The 18,114-nt window shown below is 74.7% G+C and carries 16 protein-coding genes and 1 riboswitch; of the genes, 5 read left to right on the plus strand and 11 right to left on the minus strand.

The features are described from left to right. Positions 1 to 14: 14 nt before the first annotated feature. Positions 15 to 91, minus strand: a riboswitch (cobalamin riboswitch). Positions 92 to 231: 140 nt separating this feature from the next. Then, a complete protein-coding gene (locus Ae331Ps2_RS26650) occupies positions 232 to 1,836 on the minus strand; it encodes a PucR family transcriptional regulator (protein WP_075305772.1) in 1,605 nt (534 codons plus the stop codon). 91 nt (positions 1,837 to 1,927) lie between these two features. Here Ae331Ps2_RS26650 and speB point away from each other — a divergent pair, with 91 nt between their 5' ends. Both speB and Ae331Ps2_RS26660 read left to right on the plus strand, forming a co-directional pair. Continuing rightward, positions 1,928 to 2,869 (plus strand): agmatinase, encoded by a 942-nt coding sequence (gene speB / locus Ae331Ps2_RS26655; RefSeq protein ID WP_170917059.1) that lies wholly within the window; start codon positions 1,928 to 1,930, stop codon positions 2,867 to 2,869. A gap of 6 nt (positions 2,870 to 2,875) precedes the next feature. Then, a complete protein-coding gene (locus tag Ae331Ps2_RS26660; RefSeq protein WP_075305770.1) occupies positions 2,876 to 4,327 on the plus strand; it encodes a sodium:solute symporter in 1,452 nt (483 codons plus the stop codon). Positions 4,328 to 4,355: 28 nt separating this feature from the next. On the opposite strand, the gene Ae331Ps2_RS26665 is transcribed toward Ae331Ps2_RS26660, so the two are convergent. The 5 genes from Ae331Ps2_RS26665 to Ae331Ps2_RS26685 form a co-directional block, all read right to left on the minus strand. Next, positions 4,356 to 5,411 (minus strand): ABC transporter ATP-binding protein, encoded by a 1,056-nt coding sequence (locus Ae331Ps2_RS26665; RefSeq protein WP_020624048.1) that lies wholly within the window; start codon positions 5,409 to 5,411, stop codon positions 4,356 to 4,358. Continuing rightward, positions 5,399 to 6,286, minus strand: coding sequence for a nitrilase-related carbon-nitrogen hydrolase (locus Ae331Ps2_RS26670; RefSeq protein ID WP_075311644.1), 888 nt, complete (start codon positions 6,284 to 6,286; stop codon positions 5,399 to 5,401). Before Ae331Ps2_RS26670 ends, Ae331Ps2_RS26665 begins: the two co-directional genes overlap by 13 nt. Positions 6,287 to 6,368: 82 nt before the next feature. After that, positions 6,369 to 7,535 carry a hypothetical protein gene (locus Ae331Ps2_RS26675; RefSeq protein WP_075305769.1) on the minus strand — a complete coding sequence of 389 codons (1,167 nt, stop codon included), beginning with the start codon at positions 7,533 to 7,535 and terminating at the stop codon, positions 6,369 to 6,371. A gap of 13 nt (positions 7,536 to 7,548) precedes the next feature. Next, positions 7,549 to 8,544 carry an ester cyclase gene (locus tag Ae331Ps2_RS26680; RefSeq protein ID WP_075305768.1) on the minus strand — a complete coding sequence of 332 codons (996 nt, stop codon included), beginning with the start codon at positions 8,542 to 8,544 and terminating at the stop codon, positions 7,549 to 7,551. Between the two features lie 94 nt (positions 8,545 to 8,638). Further along, positions 8,639 to 9,634, minus strand: a complete 996-nt coding sequence (locus Ae331Ps2_RS26685; RefSeq protein ID WP_020626026.1) for a LacI family DNA-binding transcriptional regulator — start codon at positions 9,632 to 9,634, stop codon at positions 8,639 to 8,641. A 124-nt stretch (positions 9,635 to 9,758) separates the two neighbouring features. Between Ae331Ps2_RS26685 and hisD (Ae331Ps2_RS26690) the strand changes: the two genes are divergently transcribed. From hisD (Ae331Ps2_RS26690) to Ae331Ps2_RS26700, 3 genes are read left to right on the plus strand one after another with little or no spacing between them, the layout of a single operon-like run. Beyond that, on the plus strand, positions 9,759 to 11,090 hold the full coding sequence (gene hisD, locus Ae331Ps2_RS26690) for a histidinol dehydrogenase (protein ID WP_075305767.1): 1,332 nt from the start codon (positions 9,759 to 9,761) through the stop codon (positions 11,088 to 11,090). After that, complete coding sequence (locus tag Ae331Ps2_RS26695) at positions 11,087 to 11,848, plus strand: SDR family NAD(P)-dependent oxidoreductase (RefSeq protein ID WP_075305766.1); 762 nt, start codon at positions 11,087 to 11,089, stop codon at positions 11,846 to 11,848. The genes hisD (Ae331Ps2_RS26690) and Ae331Ps2_RS26695 overlap by 4 nt, the downstream gene beginning before the upstream one ends. Further along, positions 11,845 to 12,573: an HpcH/HpaI aldolase/citrate lyase family protein gene (locus Ae331Ps2_RS26700; RefSeq protein ID WP_075305765.1), complete on the plus strand. Its 729-nt coding sequence runs from the start codon at positions 11,845 to 11,847 to the stop codon at positions 12,571 to 12,573. Before Ae331Ps2_RS26695 ends, Ae331Ps2_RS26700 begins: the two co-directional genes overlap by 4 nt. Positions 12,574 to 12,920: 347 nt before the next feature. Here Ae331Ps2_RS26700 and Ae331Ps2_RS26705 read toward each other — a convergent pair whose 3' ends face one another. From Ae331Ps2_RS26705 to hisD (Ae331Ps2_RS26725), 5 genes are all read right to left on the minus strand, one after another. Continuing rightward, on the minus strand, positions 12,921 to 13,613 hold the full coding sequence (locus Ae331Ps2_RS26705) for an alpha/beta fold hydrolase (protein WP_083696048.1): 693 nt from the start codon (positions 13,611 to 13,613) through the stop codon (positions 12,921 to 12,923). 3 nt (positions 13,614 to 13,616) lie between these two features. After that, complete coding sequence (locus tag Ae331Ps2_RS26710; RefSeq protein ID WP_075305764.1) at positions 13,617 to 14,516, minus strand: carbohydrate ABC transporter permease; 900 nt, start codon at positions 14,514 to 14,516, stop codon at positions 13,617 to 13,619. Further along, entirely contained in the window at positions 14,513 to 15,379 is an 867-nt protein-coding gene (locus Ae331Ps2_RS26715; RefSeq protein WP_075305763.1) for a carbohydrate ABC transporter permease, read from the minus strand. The genes Ae331Ps2_RS26710 and Ae331Ps2_RS26715 overlap by 4 nt, the downstream gene beginning before the upstream one ends. 66 nt (positions 15,380 to 15,445) lie before the next feature. Then, complete coding sequence (locus Ae331Ps2_RS26720; protein WP_083696049.1) at positions 15,446 to 16,786, minus strand: ABC transporter substrate-binding protein; 1,341 nt, start codon at positions 16,784 to 16,786, stop codon at positions 15,446 to 15,448. A 6-nt stretch (positions 16,787 to 16,792) separates the two neighbouring features. Beyond that, positions 16,793 to 18,112 (minus strand): histidinol dehydrogenase, encoded by a 1,320-nt coding sequence (gene hisD / locus Ae331Ps2_RS26725; RefSeq protein WP_075305761.1) that lies wholly within the window; start codon positions 18,110 to 18,112, stop codon positions 16,793 to 16,795. Positions 18,113 to 18,114 lie beyond the last annotated feature (2 nt).

Consider the following 18,114-nt stretch of genomic DNA (forward strand, 5'->3'; position numbering starts at 1 on the left):
GCGGCGAACGGGCGCAGTGTCTGGCTCCCCCCGGCCGTGGCCGGGGGTCACAGTGGCGGGACCGCGCCGGACTCGCACCGGCTTCCTGGTTCCCGCTCGCCGTCTTCGGTTGTCGTGAGTCACCTTCGGTGGCGGCCCGGGGTCCCGTCAAGGTGCGCCGGACCAGGGTGGTGATCCGCACGTGCGGCGGCGTGGTGGGCGGGGCGGGAGCGGAACGGGGGCACCCCGCCGTCAGAACCGATCGGCGCCCGCCCCGCCCGCGGGCGGGGTGTCGTCACCGGCCCGGCCGAGGTCGCGGGCCTGCAGCGCCAGCCACAGCTCGTGGCGGTCCTGGGCCGAGGACAACCGGCGACCGCTGAGCCGCTCGGCCGCGGCGATCCGGTTCCGCACGGTGTGCCGGTGCACGCCCAGCGCGGCGGCGGTGGCCTCCCAGTGGCCGTTGCGCTCGACGAACGCGGCCACCGCGCGCAGCAGCTGCGCGCCGCGCGGGTCGGCGTCGAACGGGCCGAGGACGGCGTCGGCGAACCCGCCGAGGCGGTCGTGGTCGAGCAGCGCGAGCAGCATCCGGCTCGACGCCACGTCCTCGGCGTGCGCGGTCCGTCCGGTCAGCCGGGCCACCGGCAGTGCCGAGCGGGCCTGGCGCAGCGACACCGCCAGCGCGCCGGGGCGCACCGCGATCCCGATCCCGGCCGGGCGGCCCGCGGCCAGGGTGGTGAGCACGGTGTCCAGGTCGACCGGCGCGGGCACGGCCAGCTCGACCCGGCCCGCGGGGTCGGCGGGCTCGGTCCCCGGGCCGTCGCGCACCACCCGGACCAGGGCGTCGGGCAGCACGGCGGCGAGGTCGGCGGCCAGCTCGTCCGGGCGCGGCGCGGCGACGACCGCGGCGCGCAGCGGCTGTTCGGACAGACCGGCGGCGGCCAGCCTGCGTCCGGCGACGGCGTCGTCGACCACCCCGCGTTCCAGGGACGCGAGCAACCGGGCCCGGCCACGGCGCACCGCGGCGTCGAGACCGGCGCGGCGTTCCAGGTCCAGCGACAGCAGCGACACCAGGTCCCCGGTGACCTGGTTGGAGTGCGGTCCCGCGGCGGGCCCGTCCACGAGCAGCAGCGCCCGGATCCGGTGCGAGCCCAGCGGGTGCACCTCGCGGCGGCGCCCGCCGCCGGTCTCGACCGCCGCCCCCAGCAGCCCCTGGGCACGCACGGCGGCGACGGTGCCCGCCAGGCCGGCGGCGAGGGCGTCGGCGCCGTCCGGCGGGGCGGCGGCCAGCACCCGTCCGAGCAGGTCGACGACCACCGCGGTGCGCCCGGTGGCCTGCGCGTGCACCGCGAGCACCGCCGCCGGCCCACCCGGGACGACGGCGGCCGCGGTGAGCGCCCGCTGGGTGCGCAGCGCCCACTGCAGCCGGGCCCGCTCGGCGGCGTCGCGGTGGGCGAACACGGCCCGGGTCACCGCGACGAACGGCACCCCGTCCGGGACCCCCAGCAGCGGCAGCCCGGCCCGGCGGGCGGCGGTGACCAGCTCGGCCGGGACCCGGCGGTGCGGCAGGTCCGCACCCAGCCCGAGCCCGAGCGCGACGACGCCGTGCGCGCGCAGGTGCCGGGCGTAGGCGGTGAGCCCCTCGACGTCCGAGGGCAGCAGGAACCCCACGGTGAGCACCAGCTCGCCGCCCTCCAGCCACGAGCCGGGCTCGGTCAGCTCCGACACCGCGGCCGCCGCGACCACGACGTCGAGGTCGGCGTCGTCGACGGCGGCGCGCCCGAGCCGCAGCGCGGGGTCGGCGAGCAGGGTCGCGAGCGTGACACCGGACGACGGGATGGACACCACGTCGAGGATCATCGCGCGGACTTCGACGTTTCGTCACTTCCCCCTGCGTGCCCGGTGCCCGACCGTGGGCGCACCCGAGACCGCCGCCCCGAGGAGGCCCACCGTGACCGTCGGCCCGGTCGACGCCAGCGTCGTCCCCCGTTTCGCCGGACCCACCACGTTCGCCCGGCTCCCCCGCCTCGACGAGGTGGAGCACGCCGACGTCGTGGTGCTGGGGCTCCCGTTCGACGCCGGGGTGTCCTACCGGCCCGGCGCCCGGTTCGGCCCGGCGCACGTGCGGGCGGCGTCGAAGCTGCTGCGGCCCTACCACCCGCCGCTGGGCGTCTCCCCGTTCGCCGCCCAGCAAGTGGCCGACGCCGGTGACCTCGGCATCAACCCGTTCTCGATCGACGAGGCGATCGCCACCGTCGAACAGGCCGCGGACCGGCTGCGCGCCGGTGGCACCACGCTGCTCGCGCTCGGCGGGGACCACACCGTGGCGCTGCCGCTGCTGCGGTCGGTGGCCCGCACCCACGGGCCGGTCGGCGTCGTGCACTTCGACGCCCACCTCGACACCTGGGACACCTACTTCGGCGCCGACATCACCCACGGCACCCCGTTCCGCAACGCCGCGCAGGAGGGGTTGCTCGACCCGCGGCGCTGCGTGCACGTCGGCATCCGCGGCCCGCTCTACAGCGAGCAGGACCTCGCCGACGACGAGGTCCTCGGCTTCCAGGTGATCGGCACCGACGACTTCCAGACCGACGGGGTGCCCGCCGTCGTCGAGCGGATGCGGCGCCGGCTGGGCACCGGGCCGGTGTACGTGTCGGTCGACATCGACGTGCTCGACCCCGCGCACGCCCCCGGCATCGGCACCCCGGAGGCCGGCGGGCTGACCAGCCGTGAGCTGCTGCACTGCCTGCGCGGGCTGGTGGGGGTCGACGTCGTCGGCGCCGACGTCGTCGAGGTCTCCCCCGCCTACGACCACGCGGAGATCACCGGGATCGCCGCCGCCCACGTCGCCTACGAGCTGGTGTCCGTGCTCGCCGCCAACCGGAAGGGCTGATCCGCCATGGACGTCGCCGTCGTCGTGCTCTACCTCGCCGCCATGATCGCCTTCGGGTTCTGGGGGCGTCGCCGCACCACCGACCGCACCGACTTCCTCGTGGCCGGGCGCCGGCTCGGGCCGTGGCTCTACTCCGGGACGATGGCCGCGGTCGTCCTCGGCGGCGCCTCCACGATCGGCGGGGTCGGGCTCGGCTACCAGTACGGGCTGTCCGGGATGTGGCTGGTCGTCGCGATCGGCGCCGGGATCCTGGTGCTGTCGCTGGCGTTCTCCGGGCGGATCCAGCGGCTCGGGGTGTTCACCGTCGGGCAGATGCTGGAGCTGCGCTACGGCACCGGGCTCGGCGCCCCGTCCGGGATCGTCATGTGGGCCTACACCCTGATGCTGGCCGTCACCTCGACGATCGCCTACGCGACCATCTTCGGGGTGCTGCTGGACCTGCCGCGGGTGCCGTCGATCCTGATCGGCGGTGCGGTCGTGGTCGTGTACTCCACGCTGGGCGGCATGTGGTCGGTGACGCTCACCGACTTCGTCCAGTTCCTGATCAAGACCGTCGGGATCTTCCTGGTGCTGCTGCCGGTCGCGCTGTGGCGGGCGGGCGGCTGGGACGGGCTGGTCGCCGCGGTCCCCGCCGACGCGCTGTCGCTCACCTCGATCGGCGGCGGCACGATCCTCACCTACTTCGTGACCTACGGCTTCGGGCTGCTGATCGGCCAGGACATCTGGCAGCGGGTGTTCACCGCCCGCTCCCCCGGCGTGGCGCGTTGGGCCGGGTTCGGCGCCGGGCTGTACTGCCTGGCCTACGGCGTGGTCGGCGCGCTGATCGGCACCGCCGCGCAGGTCGTCGTGCCCGGCCTGGACTCGCGCGACGACGCGTTCGCCGCGATCGTCGAGGCCGCGATGCCGCCGGTGCTGGCCGGGCTGGTGCTCGCCGCTGCGCTCTCGGCGGTCATGTCGACCTCCAGCGGCGCGCTGCTGGCGACGGCGACGGTGTTCGACCAGGACCTGCTCGGCGCGCTGCGCCGCCGGCGGGGCGCGGCCGCGGGGGCCACGGGCACCGCGGACCCGGCGCACGACGAGCTGTCCGGGAACCGCTGGGCGGTGGCCGCGTTCGGCGTCGTCATGGTCGGGATCGCCTGCCTGCTGCGCGACGTCGTCGCCGCCCTCACCCTGGCCTACGGGATCCTGGTCGGCGGGCTGCTCGTGCCGGTGCTGGGCAGGCTGCTCTGGCGGCGCGCCACCCGGGCCGGGGCGCTCGCCGCGATGGGCACCGGGACGGTGGTCACCCTCGCGACGATGCTCGCGCTGGGCGACCTCTACGCCAACGAGCCGGTGTTCGCCGGGCTCGGGACGGGGCTGGTCGCCTTCGTCGTGGTGTCGCTCGCGACCCGCCCGGTCGAGGCCGACGTGCGGGCCGGGTGGGACGCGCGGGTGGGCGCCGCCGCGGGCCGGGACTGAGCAGCGGCCGGCGGGCCCACCCGCACGGTCAGCCGAGACGGGCGCCGTCGGCGGCGAACAGGTGCGTGCGCGCCGGGTCCGGCGCGAGGTGCACCCCGGTGCCCCGCGCCGGTGGGCGGCGTCCGTCCACCCGGGCCACCATCGGGTGCTCGACGCCGTCGACGCGGGCGCGGCCGTAGACGTAGGCGTCCGCGCCGAGCTCCTCCACGAGGTCGATCTCCAGCGGGATCCCGTCCTCGGCCAGGCGCAGGTCCTCCGGGCGGACGCCCACGGTGACCGTGTCCCCCGCCCCGCGCGGCACCGCGACGTCGACGCCGCCCAGCCGGACCCCGTCGGGGGTCACCGGGAGGCTCAGCAGGTTCATCGCCGGCGAGCCGATGAACCCGGCGACGAACGCGTTGGCCGGCCGGGCGTACAGCTCGCCGGGGGCGGCGCACTGTTGCAGCAGGCCGTCCTTGAGCACGGCCACTCGGTCGCCCATCGTCATCGCCTCGACCTGGTCGTGGGTGACGTAGACGGTGGTGACCCCCAGCCGTCGCTGCAACGACGCGATCTGGGTGCGGGTCTGCACGCGCAGCTTCGCGTCGAGGTTGGACAGCGGCTCGTCCATCAGGAACACCTGCGGCTGGCGGACGATCGCGCGGCCCATCGCGACGCGCTGACGCTGCCCGCCCGAGAGCGCCTTGGGCTTGCGGTCCAGGTAGGCCTCCAGGTCGAGGATGCGGGCGGCCTCGGCGACCCGGTGGGCGATCTCGGCCCTGGCGGTGCCCGCCATCCGCAGCGCGAAGCCCATGTTCTCGGCGACCGACATGTGCGGGTAGAGGGCGTAGTTCTGGAACACCATGGCGATGTCGCGTTCCTTGGGCGCGACGCCGGTGACGTCGCGCTCGCCGATCCGGATGTGGCCGCCGTCGACGTCCTCCAGCCCGGCGAGCATCCGCAGCGAGGTGGTCTTGCCGCAGCCCGAGGGCCCGACCAGGACGAGGAACTCGCCGTCGGCGATCTCGAGGTCGAGGGCGTCGACGGCGGCCCGGGGCGAGCCCGGGTAGCGCCGTGTCACCGCGTCGTAGGTCACGCCGGCCATGGTGGTGGTCCTTCCGGTGGGGGGTCGGGCTCGCGGTACAGGTCGGGTCTGCGGTCGCGCAGGACGTGGTTGTGCGGGGTGAGGCGCTTGTCGCGGGCGGCGGCCGGGTCGAGGGCGGCCAGCAGCACGCCGGGCTCCCCCGGCGGCGGACCGCCGGGCCCGGCGAGCAGGTTCCCGTCGGCGTCGGCGATCACCGGCGCCTCGAACCAGGCGACCCCGCGCTCGGTTCCGCAGCGGTCCGCGGCGACCACGTGCACCCGGTACGCCCCGGCGACGGCGCGGACCTTGGCGACCTCCAGCGGGTCCTGCCCGCCGGGGGTCGGGCGCCACGGCCAGTTCACCGGCGCGGCGACGATCTCGGCGCCGTCCTGCGCGGCCCGGCGTACCCACTCGGGGAACTCCAGGTCGTAGCAGACCATCGGGGCGATCCGGCCGGCCGCGGTCGCGACCACCGGAGGTGCGGCGTCGCCGGGGGTGAACAGCGTGTGCTCGCGGTCCCACAGGTGGACCTTGCGGTAGACCGCGCGCCGCAGCCCGTCCTCGACGACGACGGCGCTGTTGTAGACCCGGCCGTCGGCGCCGAGCTCCGCGAACCCGGCCACGACGACGCAGCGCAGCTCCGCCGACAGGGCCGCGAACCGGGCGACGGTGGGCCCGTCGGCCGGTTCGGCGGCGGCCCGCGCCTCGGCGGCGTCGGCGAAGGCGTACCCGCAGACGGCGAGCTCGGGCAGGACGACCAGCCGGGCGCCGCCGGCGACCGCCTCGCGCACCGCGCGCTCGGCGATCGCCGGGTCCGGGGCGTCGATCCGCGCCGGGATCCGGCACGCCGCCACCGTCACCCGGCCGTCGGTGGCCGCCGCCGGTGCGGGGGCCACGGGCCCCGCCTCCGGTGCAGGCACCGTGGGGCCCGCCGCCGGCCCCGCCTCCGTGGGGTCCGTCGCCGACATCCCGGCCGCCTCAGTCGTCCTCGGCCGCGAACGCCAGCACCGCGGCCGGTGCGAGGTAGCCGTCGGCGTCGAGGACCCGGCCCCGGTCACGGGCAGCGGCCACGACCTCGCGCGCCCACTCGTGCCGGACCCGGCCGTCGCCGCCGGTGACCACCAGCAGCTCCGCGGTGCCGGGGGTGGCGGTCCGGCCGCCCTCGGCGTCGAGCGCCGTCACCGAGCGCCAGGCGCCGGGCGGCACCGACAGGGTGTCCCGCGGGCCGAGCTCGACGCTGCGCGCGTCGTCGCCGGTGTTGAGGGTGACCGCCCAGTGCCCGGCCTTCACCGTCAGCACCTGGGTCGCGTCGTGCCGGTGGGTGAGCACGCCGTCGCCGGGCAGGGCCCGCAGCCACGCCAGCGCGAACCCGTGCGGGTCGAGCAGCCGCGGTACGGCGGCCCGGCTCTCCACACTGCCCCAGCCGATGACCGGGGCGAACTCGGCGCCGCCGCCGGGCAGCCGCGAGCACAGGTACGGCTCGGCGACCCACGGCCGGTCGGCGGCGTGCACCACGCGGCCACGGAACTGCTCGCGGGTGTAGACGTCGAGCCGGTCGATCTCGGCCTGCTCCATCGGCCGGATCAGCGCGACGTCGTCGGGCAGCGCGTCCCCGGCGACGGTGTCGACGAGCCGGTTGTCCGCGGTGAGGTGCAGGCCGTGACCGGCCGCCTCGGCCAGGACCGTGGGGCCCCAGATGATGCCGCCGGTGTCGTCGCGCCCCAGGACGGTGAGCAGGATGCCGTCGTCGTCGCCGACGTTGGTGAAGCCGCGGAAGATCCACGGCGGGACCGAGACGACGTCGCCGTCGACGCTGCGGTAGGTGCCCTGGGTGCCGTCCGGGCCCCAGCGCAGCTCGTAGTCGCCGTCGAAGTTGATGAAGACCTCGGCGGTGAAGTGCAGGTGCAGGCTGTTCGTGGTGCCGTGCGGCATGCCCGCCGCACCGAGGTTGAAGCCGTGCGGCTCGCGCAGGTTGACGTGCTGGGACGCGTTCTGCGTGACCCCGGGGCCGATGAAGGAGTAGTTGTCCTTGCGGTCCGAGCCCGGGGTGCGGCAGTCGATGAACGCGGCCTTGCACGGGACCCAGTCCGCGTGCCGGACGGTGCGGCGGGCGAGCTCGCCCACGCTGACCACCGTGTCGTGCATGTCGGTGCTCCGGTCAGTAGATGTTGGTGTCGGTGAACGCCTCGGTCCGGCCGGCGTCGATCTGCGCACGCAGCGCGATCTCGTCGAAGACCCGGACCTCCTTGACGATGCGGCCGCCCTGGACCAGGAACTGCGAGACGCCGAGCAGCTCCACCTCGCCGCCGGTGAGCGGACCGAACGCGGGCGTGCCGCGGTAGGTCCCGCGCATCACCCAGGTCACCGCGATCCGCAGGCCCGCGTAGCGCTCGGCGTGGTTGGTCTGGACGTCGCGGACCTCGAACCTGGCGTCCGGGAACGGCGCGACGAGCGCGAGCAGGTCGCGCTGGTAGCCGTCCGGGCGGACGACGGTCTGGTCCCCGACGGTGTGCAGGAACAGGTCACGGTGCATGTAGTCGGTGACCTTCTGGTAGCGCCGGGAGTTCCAGACCTCCTCGAGGAACTCCAGTACCATCTCGCACTCGGGCCGGAAGTCGTCCGGCCGCGGGCCGCTGTCGCCGACCGCGAGCACGTCCTTGGGCGGCTGCTCGGTCATCGAGCCCTGGTAGCCGCGGAACCGCAGCTCCCGGGCGGCCTCGGCGGGGTCGATGCCCCGCTGCAGGCAGTCGGCGAGCTCGTCGCGCACCACCCACTCCTCCACCATCCGCCCGCGGCGGTAGAGACAGTTGGCGATGGTGCGCTTGCGGATCCGCCGCACGACGCCGTCGACGAGGATCTCGTCGGCGGAGAAGACCAGGTGCGAGCTGAGGAACGCGTCGTCGCCGCGGGCCTCCCACACCACGTCCTCCGCCTGCCCGACGTGCTGCGGTGTGCCCGCGATGCGCATCAGGCTGCCCTCGATCACCCCGTCACGGCCGACCACGGTGCCGAGCCCGCCGTGGACGATCGAGTCCGGCTCGTAGTTGTCGACGATGTAGGACACGTCCCGCTGGACCCAGATCCGGTCGGTCACCTCCCGGATGAAGTCGTCCGGGTCGTTGTAGGGCTCATACGCGACCGGGTCGAGCGCCATGGTCGTCCTTCCTCGTCGGGATCCGTGCCACGACTGTATGCGTATGCACATCTGCCGGCAAGGGCCGCGCGGGGATTTCCGGCGACCGGACCGGCTACGCCCGGGGAGCGGCCACGGTCGCGCGGGCGACGTAGTGCGTCGGGTACACGACGTGCCGCGGCTCGGCCGTGGGGTCGGTCAGCCGCGCGACGACCAGGCGGGCGGACTCCCGGGCGACCTCGTCGAGGTCGTAGGCGACGGTGCTGAGACGGACCATGGCCCAGCGCGAGGTCGGCAGGTCGTCGAAGCCGACCACCGAGGTGTGACCGGGCACCGGGACGCCGGCCTCGGCGGCGGCGTCGAGCACCCCGAGCGCGACGACGTCGTTGCCGCACAGCAGCAGGGTCGGTCCGCCGGCCCGCTCGTACAGCGTGCGGAACCCCTCCCGGCCGGTGGCGAAGTCGAACGGGCCGTGCAGCACGTCGCGCTGGGCGAGCGTCAGGCCGTGCTCGTCGAGCACCGTGCGCACGACCTGCTCGCGCACCTCACCGGTGCTGGTGTTGCGCGGCCCGAAGATCGCCCCGATCCGGGTGTGGCCCAGCCGGACGGCCTCGTCGAGCACCTCGCGCACACCCTGCTCGGGGTCGACGGTCACCGCGTCGGCGGCCACGCTGGGTGCGGTCCGGTTCAGGTAGACGAACGGCACGCCGCGGTCGCGCAGCCGGGCGGGCTGGATGGAGTCCACCGTCGTCGTGGACAGCACCACCCCGGCCAGGCCGTGCGCGGCGACCCGCTCGGGCAGCGGCGCGGTCCCGGCCGACTCGGTGATCAGCACGAGCTCGTGGCCGAGCCCCTCCAGCTCGTGGTGCAGCGGGCCGATCATGTTCGCGTAGAACTGGTTCTCCAGGTCGGCGACGACCAGCCCGATCCGGTTCGAGCGGCCCACCGACAGCGCCCGCCCGATCGCGTTGGTCGAGTAGCCCAGGGCCAGGGCCGCCTCGCGGACCTTGCGCTTGGTCGCCTCCGACACCCGGGGGTGGTCGGTGAGCGCGCGCGACACCGTCGGCTGCGAGACCCCGGCGAGCCTCGCCACGTCGCGACTGGTGACCATGTCCGCCCTTCCCCCGACCGGCCGTCGAGCCTAGTGCTCCGCCGGACACACCCTTGACAGCGGCGCGTCGCCGCCGTTCACTGCTGAGCCGTAGCGCATACGTATGCTACCAAGAGAGGGCGGTATGGCGCAGGAACTGAAGAGTGCGACGGGGACGGCCCCGCGCCGCAGCGACGCGGGCGTCGCCGAGCGGGTCCGGGCGATCGTGGACGACGTGCGCACGCGCGGCGACGCGGCGGTGCGGGAGTACGCGGACCGGTTCGACGGCCGCGCCCCGGAGCGCCTGACCCCCGAGCGGGTCGACGAGCTGGTCGCGTCGCTGCCGCGGCAGGTGGTCGACGACATCCGGTTCGTGCAGGACCAGGTCCGGAACTTCGCGCGGGTCCAGCGGGAGTCCCTGCACGACGTCGAGGTCGAGACCCTGCCGGGTGTGGTCCTCGGGCACCGGCACGTCCCGGTCGGCTCGGCGGGTGCGTACGTGCCGGGCGGGCGGTACCCGCTGACGGCGTCGGCGCACATGACGATCGTGACCGCGAAGGCCGCGGGCGTCCCGCACGTGGTCGCCTGCACGCCCCCGATCCGCGGCGAGGTCCCGGCGGCGACGGTCGCGGCGATGCACCTGGCCGGCGCGGACGAGATCCACGTCCTGGGCGGGGTCCAGGCGGTCGCGGCGATGGCACTGGGCACCGACTCGATCTCCCCGGTCGACATGCTGGCCGGACCGGGCAACGCCTACGTCGCCGAGGCCAAGCGGCAGCTGTTCGGCGAGGTCGGCATCGACCTGTTCGCCGGGCCCACCGAGATCCTGGTCGTCGCCGACGACACCGCCGAGCCGCTCACCGTCGCCGTCGACCTGCTGTCGCAGGCCGAGCACGGCCCGGACTCCCCCGCCGTACTCGTCACCACCTCCGCCGCACTGGGACGGGCGGTGCTCGACCTGGTCGACCGGCTGCTGCCGGGGCTGCCCACGAACGACCTGGCCGGGCCCGCGTGGCGCGACCACGGCCGGATCGTGGTCTGCGACGACGCCGACGAGATGTGGCGCGTCGCCGACGACCTCGCCGCCGAGCACGTCCAGGTGTTCACCGCCCGGCCGCGCGAGGCGCTGGACCGGATGCGGAACTACGGGGCACTGTTCCTCGGGGAGAACACCTGCGTCTCCTACGGCGACAAGGTGATCGGCACCAACCACGTGCTGCCCACCCTGGGCGCGGCCCGCTACACCGGCGGGCTGTGGGTCGGGAAGTACCTCAAGACCTGCACCTACCAGGAGGTGCGCGACCCCGGGGCGAGCGCCGAGCTCGGCCGGGTCTGCGGGCGGGCGTCGCGGGTGGAGCTGTTCGAGGGGCACGCCCGCTCAGGCGACCTGCGAGCCTGGCGGCACGGCGGCGACCGGTTCGGCTGGCTCGATGAGGTCACGGCCGCCACCCCGGCCGTCCCGGTGGCCGGGTCGTGAGCGGATCGGTCACGGGGCGCACCGCGCTGGTGACCGGCGGCGGCAGCGGGCTGGGTGCGGCGATCGCGTCGCACCTGGCCCGCGCCGGCGCCCGGGTCGTACTCGCCGGACGGCGCGCCGACGCCCTCGCCGCGACCGCGGCCCGGATCGGGCCCGCCGCCCGGGCCGAGACGTGCGACGTCGCCGACCCGGACTCCGTCGCGGACCTGGCGGACCGGCTCGGCGACGAGGAGGTCTCGATCGTCGTCAACAACGCCGGGATCGCCGGTCCGGTCGCCCCGCTGGTCGAGGTGAGCCCGCAGGAGTGGGACGAGGTGTTCGCGGTCAACGTGCGCGGCACCTACCTGGTGTGCCGGGCGTTCCTGCCGCCGATGCTGGAGCGCGGCGACGGCGACGTGGTCAACGTGGCCTCGGTGTCGGGGAAGCGGCCGCTCGCCCGACACACGCCGTACTGCGCGTCGAAGACCGCGGTGCTCGGGCTGACCTCGACGCTCGCGTTCGAGGCCGGCCCGGCCGGGGTGCGGGTCAACGCCCTGTCGCCCGGCCCGGTCGAGGGTGACCGGATGGACCGGAACTTCGCCCTCGAGGCGCGGCGGACCGGCACCGACGTCGCCGCGGCGCGCGCGGCGTTCGTCGGGCGGGCCGCGCTCGGCCGCATGATCACCGCCGACGAGGTGGGTGCGGCCGTCGTCGCGATGCTCGCCATGCCGGGGCTGTCGGGCGCCGACGTCGACCTGTCGGCCGGGATGATCGCGTGAGGGCGCGGGTCGCCGCCGGGGAGCGGCTCGCCGGGGCCCTGGTGCGGATGCCGTGCGAGGAGATCGTGGAGATGCTCGCCGTCGCCGGTCTGGACTTCGTCCTGATCGACTGCGAGCACGGCCCGGCCGACGTGTCGTCGCTGCGCACCCACATCGCGTTCGCCGACGCGCACGGGCTCCCGGTGCTGGTCCGGCCCGGGGAGGGCGAGCACCACCTGGCCCAGCGCGCGCTCGACCAGGGCGCCCGCGGGATCGTCGCCCCGCACGTGGAGGACGCGGAGCAGGCCGCCGCGCTGGTGCGGGCGCTGCGGTACCCACCGCACGGGACCCGGGGGTTCGCGACGTACCCGCGGGCGGGCCGGTTCGGCGAGGTCACCGCGGCGCAGCACCGGGCGGCGGCGCAGGACGTCCTGGTCGTGGCGATGCTCGAGTCACCCGGCGCCCTCGCCCGGGCCGGGGAGATCGTCGGGGTGGACGGGATCGACGGCTGGCTCGTCGGCGTCGCGGACCTGGGCGCGTCCCGCACCGACACCGACCCGCCCGTCGCGGAGCTGCTGGCGGCGGTGCGCGCCGACCCGGCGGTCCGCGGCGCCGTGCGGGCCGACCTGGCGGGATCGGCGGACGCGGCCGCGGCGTCGTTCGACGGCGGGGCGCAGCTGGTGGTCTACAACCTGACCGCGGTGATGATGGCGTCGTTCCGGGAGCTGGCCACGGCGACGGGCTGAGCGCCGCCGCCGGCAGGGCAGGCTCCGACCATGATCGCCGCGAGTGAGGGTTCCGGTGCCGTCCGTGGCACCGGAACCCTCGCTCGCGGCAATCTTGCGGTCGGCCCGGCGCACAACACCCCCGAGCCGGGGCTCGGCGCGTCCCCCTGCCCCCGGGCGCGTCGGCTCCCCCACGTGCCCGACGGCCGCGCGGTGATCCGCGGTACGCGCGCAGAACCGGTCGTCGCGCGCGTCCCGACGCGCGCGAACAGCCGATCACCGCGCGAGCGTCGGATCACCGCGCGGGCGTCGGATCAGCACGCGAACGCGGGATCACCGCGCGGGCTCCGGATCACACACGCGAGCGATCAGCGGGCGGAGCGCCCGTGCACCTCGGACAGCCACTCCCCCAGCAATGCCGCCACTGTGTCCTGGTCCTCGACCGGGAGCAGGTGACCGACGCCCGGCAGCACGTGCAGCCGGGCGTCCGGCACCAGCTCGGCGATCTCGGTGTGCCGCTCGACCGGGCACAGCCGGTCCTGCTCGCCGGCCAGCACCAGGGTCGGCACCGCGACGGCGGGCAGGGCCGGGCGCTCGTCGACGCGGGTGCCCTGCAGTCGCAGCTGGGCCGCGAGGCGCCGCTCCCCCGTCTCGTCGGCCATCTGGAGGGCGGTGGCGTCGAGCGACCGGTCGTGCAGCAGCAGGTCCAGCGGCTGCAGGGCCCGGGCGGGGGCGCCGTCGTCGAGCCGGGTGAGCGCCGCGTCCCAGCCGGCGCGCTGTTCGGGGGTGGGCGCGCGGGCGTTGGTCGCCATCAGGCACAGCCCGGCGACCCGCTCCGGGGCCCGCCGGGTCAACGCCATCGCGACGATCCCGCCCAGGCTGAGCCCGCCGAGGGCGAACCGGTCGGGCAGGGCGTCGAGCAGCGCCTGGACCTGCTCGTCGAGGGTCGGCCGGTCGAGGACCGGGTGCAGCGCCCCGGCCCCCGCCGGGCCCCACAGCCGGGCCGAGCAGTTCATGCCCGGCAGCAGGACCAGCGGCGGGGACGACGGGACGGCGGGCACCGCTCAGCCCTTGACCGAGCCCGCGCCCAGACCGGCGACGAGGTAGCGCTGGGCGACGAAGGCGAACCCGATCACCGGCAGCGTCAGCAGGATCGCGGCGGCGCCGGCCTGCTGGAGCATCGGCAGGGTCTGCCCGAGCTGGGTGGCGATGAAGACCGGGACGGTGCGGGCGACGACGTCGGTGAGCACGTTCGCCGTCAGGTACTCCTGGAACGCGAACAGGAACATGAAGATCCCCGCGGTCAGGATCCCGGGGCCCATCAGCGGCACCATGACCCGCCAGAGGATCTGGAAGCGGCTGCAGCCGTCGAGCATGGCGGCCTCGTCGAGCTCCTTGGGGATCTCGGCGAAGAAGTTGCGCAGCAGCCAGATCGAGAACGGCTGGTTGATCGCCACGAGCGCGGCGGCGACGGCGACGGTCGTGTCGTAGATCCCCAGCGAGCGCGACAGCTCGTACATCGGCAGTACGACCGCGAAGCGGGGCAGCGCACGGAAGATCAGCGCCGTGATGAGCAGGGCCACCGACACCCAGCCCGGGTAGCGCGACAGCGCGTAGGCGGCGGGGATGCCGATGAGCAGCGCGATCACCGTGCTGATCAGCGCGACGACCAGGGTGTTGAGCAGGTACCGGTAGAACTCGGTGGTCTGCCACAGGTCGACGAACGCGGTGAACGTCGGGGTCCAGGTGAACACCGGCGGGTCGAGGAAGGCGACGTCGGTCGGCTTGGTGACCGACATGGCCGTCCACAGCACCGGGCTCAGCATCACCCAGCAGACCACCAGCAGCAGGCCGCCGACCAGCACGGTCCTCCCCCGCGGGCGGCGGCGGGCCCGGGCGGGGCCGGCATCGTCGGACGGGCCGGGGGCGGTGGTGGCCGGCGGGGTGGTCTGCACGCTGGTCACTGGCGGGCCTCCTTGGCCATGTCCCGGATGAACGGGGAGAGCAGCAGCACGATCAGGACGATGAGCAGCACGTTGATCGCGCTGCCGAGCCCCAGCTGCTGGCCGCCGTCCTGGAAGGCGATGTTGTAGATGTAGAGCATGATCGACTCGTTGCCGATCTGCGGTGCCTGCGGCGAGAGCGGGACGAGCTGGTCGAACGTCCGCAGCACGTCCATGATCGAGATGATCGAGACGAAGGTGAGGACGCCCCGGATGCTCGGCACGATCACGTGCCAGTGCACCCGCCAGCCGGTCGCGCCGTCGATCCGGGCGGCCTCGACGATCTCCCCCGGCACGCCCTGCAGCCCGGCGAGGATCACCAGCATGGCGAACGGCAGCATGAACCAGACCGTGTCGAGCCCGATCATGACCCGGTTCGCCCACGGCTCGGTGAACCAGAGGATCTCGGCCCCGGTGAGTTCGGTGATCAGGTAGTCGACGACGCCGCCGAAGTTGGAGTCGAACAGCCAGGAGAACATCGTGGCGCCGACGACGTTGGGCACGACGTAGGACACCAGCAGCACGCCGAGGACCCACGGGCGGGACCGGCCGAGCCCGTTGACCAGGACGGCGAGCACGTAGCCCCCGACCAGTAGGACGGCGACGACCGCGACGGTCAGGCCGACGGTGAACAGCACGGCCCGCCCGAGCCGGGGGTCGGACAGGGCCTGGGCGTAGTTGTCCAGGCCGAGGAAGGTGCCGGGTTCGCCGTAGTTGACCCGCTGCAGGCTCCACTCCACCGTCTTGTAGAGCGGGAACAGCAGCAGGCCGAGCATCACCAGCAGGCTCGGGGAGACCAGCCCCAGGAACTCGCGCCTGCGCATGATCGCCTCACCTCGCTCTCGTGGGTAGTGGGAAGGGGTCAGTGCCAGTACCTCAGCGCCAGTACGTCAGCGCCGGTACTCGGCGACGATCGCGGTCGCGATCTCCTGCATCTGCCGCTGACCGTCGGGGATCGTCGTCCGGCCGGCCAGCACGTCGGCGACGACCGGGCGGGTCTCGTTGCTGATCCGGGAGGTCCACGGGAACGGCTCCGGCGGCGGGGCCTTCCCGAGCGCGGTCAGCTGCGCCGGCGCGAACGGGCTGCTCGCCGGCGTCACGCTGCCCTCGCGGGCCGGGAAGGCCGCCGGCACCGCGGCCCGCGACGCCTCCTCGCCCACCGAGGCGGCGACCAGCCGGAACAGCAGGTCCTTGTCCACCTCGGTGTTCTCCGGGATGGCCCAGCCGTCCACCGACAGGGCGTTGTAGAGGACGTCCCCACCGGCGACCGACGGCGGCGCGGCGAACGCGAAGTCGGTCGCGAACCGGCTGTTGGCGGGGTCGGTGAGATCCAGCATGCGGCCGCTGAACATGATCGCGATCGCGGCCGAGCCGTTGTACATCTGCTGCTGCACCGCGGGCTGGGCGAAGGTCGTCACCTGCGGGTCCATGAACGGCAGCAGCGACCGCAGCTCGGTGAAGGCCCGCGCGGCCTGTGGGGTGTCGAAGTTCGGGCGGCCGGTGTCACGGTCGACGTAGTCGGTGCCCAGCGAGCCCAGCGCCGCGTCGTAGGCGGTCGCGACGTCCGAGCTCGCCAGCAGCGGCAGGGCCAGCGGGTAGCGGATCCCGCCCTCGCGCTGGATGCGGTCGGCGGCCTGGCGCAGCTCGGCGAAGGTCCGCGGCGGGGCGATGCCGAGGCGGTCGAACACGTCGCGGCGGTAGGCCATGACGAAGGTCTGGGCCTGCATCGGGATGCCGTAGAGCTTCCCGTCGTAGGACAGCGCCTCGCGCATCTCGGGGTTGAGCCGGTCGAGACCGAGCTCCGCGCCGTAGCGGACCATCAGATCGTCGAGCGGGTGCAGCTTGCCGGTCGAGGCCTGCTGCGGGACGACGAATCCGTAGGTCTCGAGGATGTCGTACGTGCCGTAGCGCCCGGCCAGGGTGGCCGTCGTCTTCTGCGACTGGCCCGCGTAGTCGACCGGCTCGTGGTGCAGGGTCACCCCGTCCTTGGAGCAGCTGCGCACCATGGAGTTGGTGAACGGGTCGATGGCCGAGGAGTTGTAGGCCAGGACGTTGACGTCCACCGACGACGGCGGCGGCGGGAAGTCACACGGGACGAGCGTGGCGGTGGCGGCGGGGGTCCGCGACCCGGCGCCGCACCCCGCGAGCAGCAGGACGACGGCGAGCCCCACCGCGACCACCGGAAGGCGGGCGCCGCGGCCGGCGACCACGCCCCGTGTATACATACGCATGCGCGTTCAGCTCCTGAGCGCGTCGAGTCGGATGCGGGCGCTGTCCCGGTGTCCGACGAGCTGCTCGAAGTCGGACACGGTCACGGTCGGCTCGGCCTGGGCCCGGGTCGCCTCGCGCGTGGCCCGCTGGTAGGTCAGCTGCTTGAGGAAGCCGGCCACCGACAGCCCGCCGGTGTAGCGCGCCCCCCGGGTCGTCGGCAGCACGTGGTTGGTGCCGGACATGCCCTTGTCGGCGTAGGCCACCGTCGAGTGCGGGCCGAGGAACAGCGAGCCGTAGTTGCGCAGCCGCCCCAGCCACCAGTCGAGGTCCTCGGCGATCACCTCGAGGTGCTCGGGAGCGAGGGTGTCCATGACCCGGGCGACGGTCTCGCGGTCGGGCGCCAGGTAGACCGTGCCGTGGTCGCGCCAGGCCGCGCCGGCGATCTCCGCGGTGGCCAGGCCCGCGAGCTGCTTCTCGATCTCCCGCGGGACCTCCTCGGCCAGCCGCTCGGAGGTGGTGGCCAGCGACGCGGGCGAGGTCGGCCCGTGCTCGGCCTGGGCCAGCAGGTCCGCGGCAACGGTCGCGGCGTCGGCGGTGTCGTCGGCGATCACCGCGATCTCCGACGGCCCGGCCAGCACGTCGATGCCCACCTGCCCGTAGAGCTGGCGCTTGGCCTCGGCCACGTAGGCGTTGCCGGCGCCGACGATCATGTCCGAGGGCGTCCCGTCGAGCAGCCCGAACGCCATGGCGGCGAGTGCCTGCACACCGCCGACGGCGTACACCGCGTCGGCACCGCTGATGTGCGCCGCGTAGAGCACGGCCGGGTGCGGGCGCCCGTCGCGCGAGGGCGGGGTCGCCGCGACGATGTTCGGCACGCCCGCCACCCCGGCCACCCCGACCGTCATGAACGCGCCGGCCAGCAGCGGGAACCGGCCCGCCGGGAGGTAGGCGCCGACGTTCCCGACCGGGATCAGACGCTGACCGCACACCACCCCGGGCAGGACCTCGGCCTCGAAGTCCTGCAGCCGGTCCCGCTGCATCCGCGCGAACCGACGGGTCCGGTCCGCGCCCGCCTCCAGCGCCTCGCGCAGGTCCGCGGGCAGCTCGTCCCCGGCACGAGCCAGCTCGGCGGGGCCGACGAGCAGGTCGGTGCCGGTGAACCCGTCGAGCTCCCGGGCGTAGCGCAGCACCGCGTCCATCCCGCCGGCGGAGATGGTGCGCAGCATCTCCGAGACGGTGGCGACCACGGCCGGGTCGCGCAGGTCCGCGCTGTCGACGACGGCAGGCGCCTTCGCCACGGTGACGGGCGACCCGATGCGCCGCAGGTCCGCTTCAGTAAGATGCATAC

The sequence above is a fragment of the Pseudonocardia sp. Ae331_Ps2 genome (assembly GCF_001932405.1).
GTDB lineage: Bacteria > Actinomycetota > Actinomycetes > Mycobacteriales > Pseudonocardiaceae > Pseudonocardia.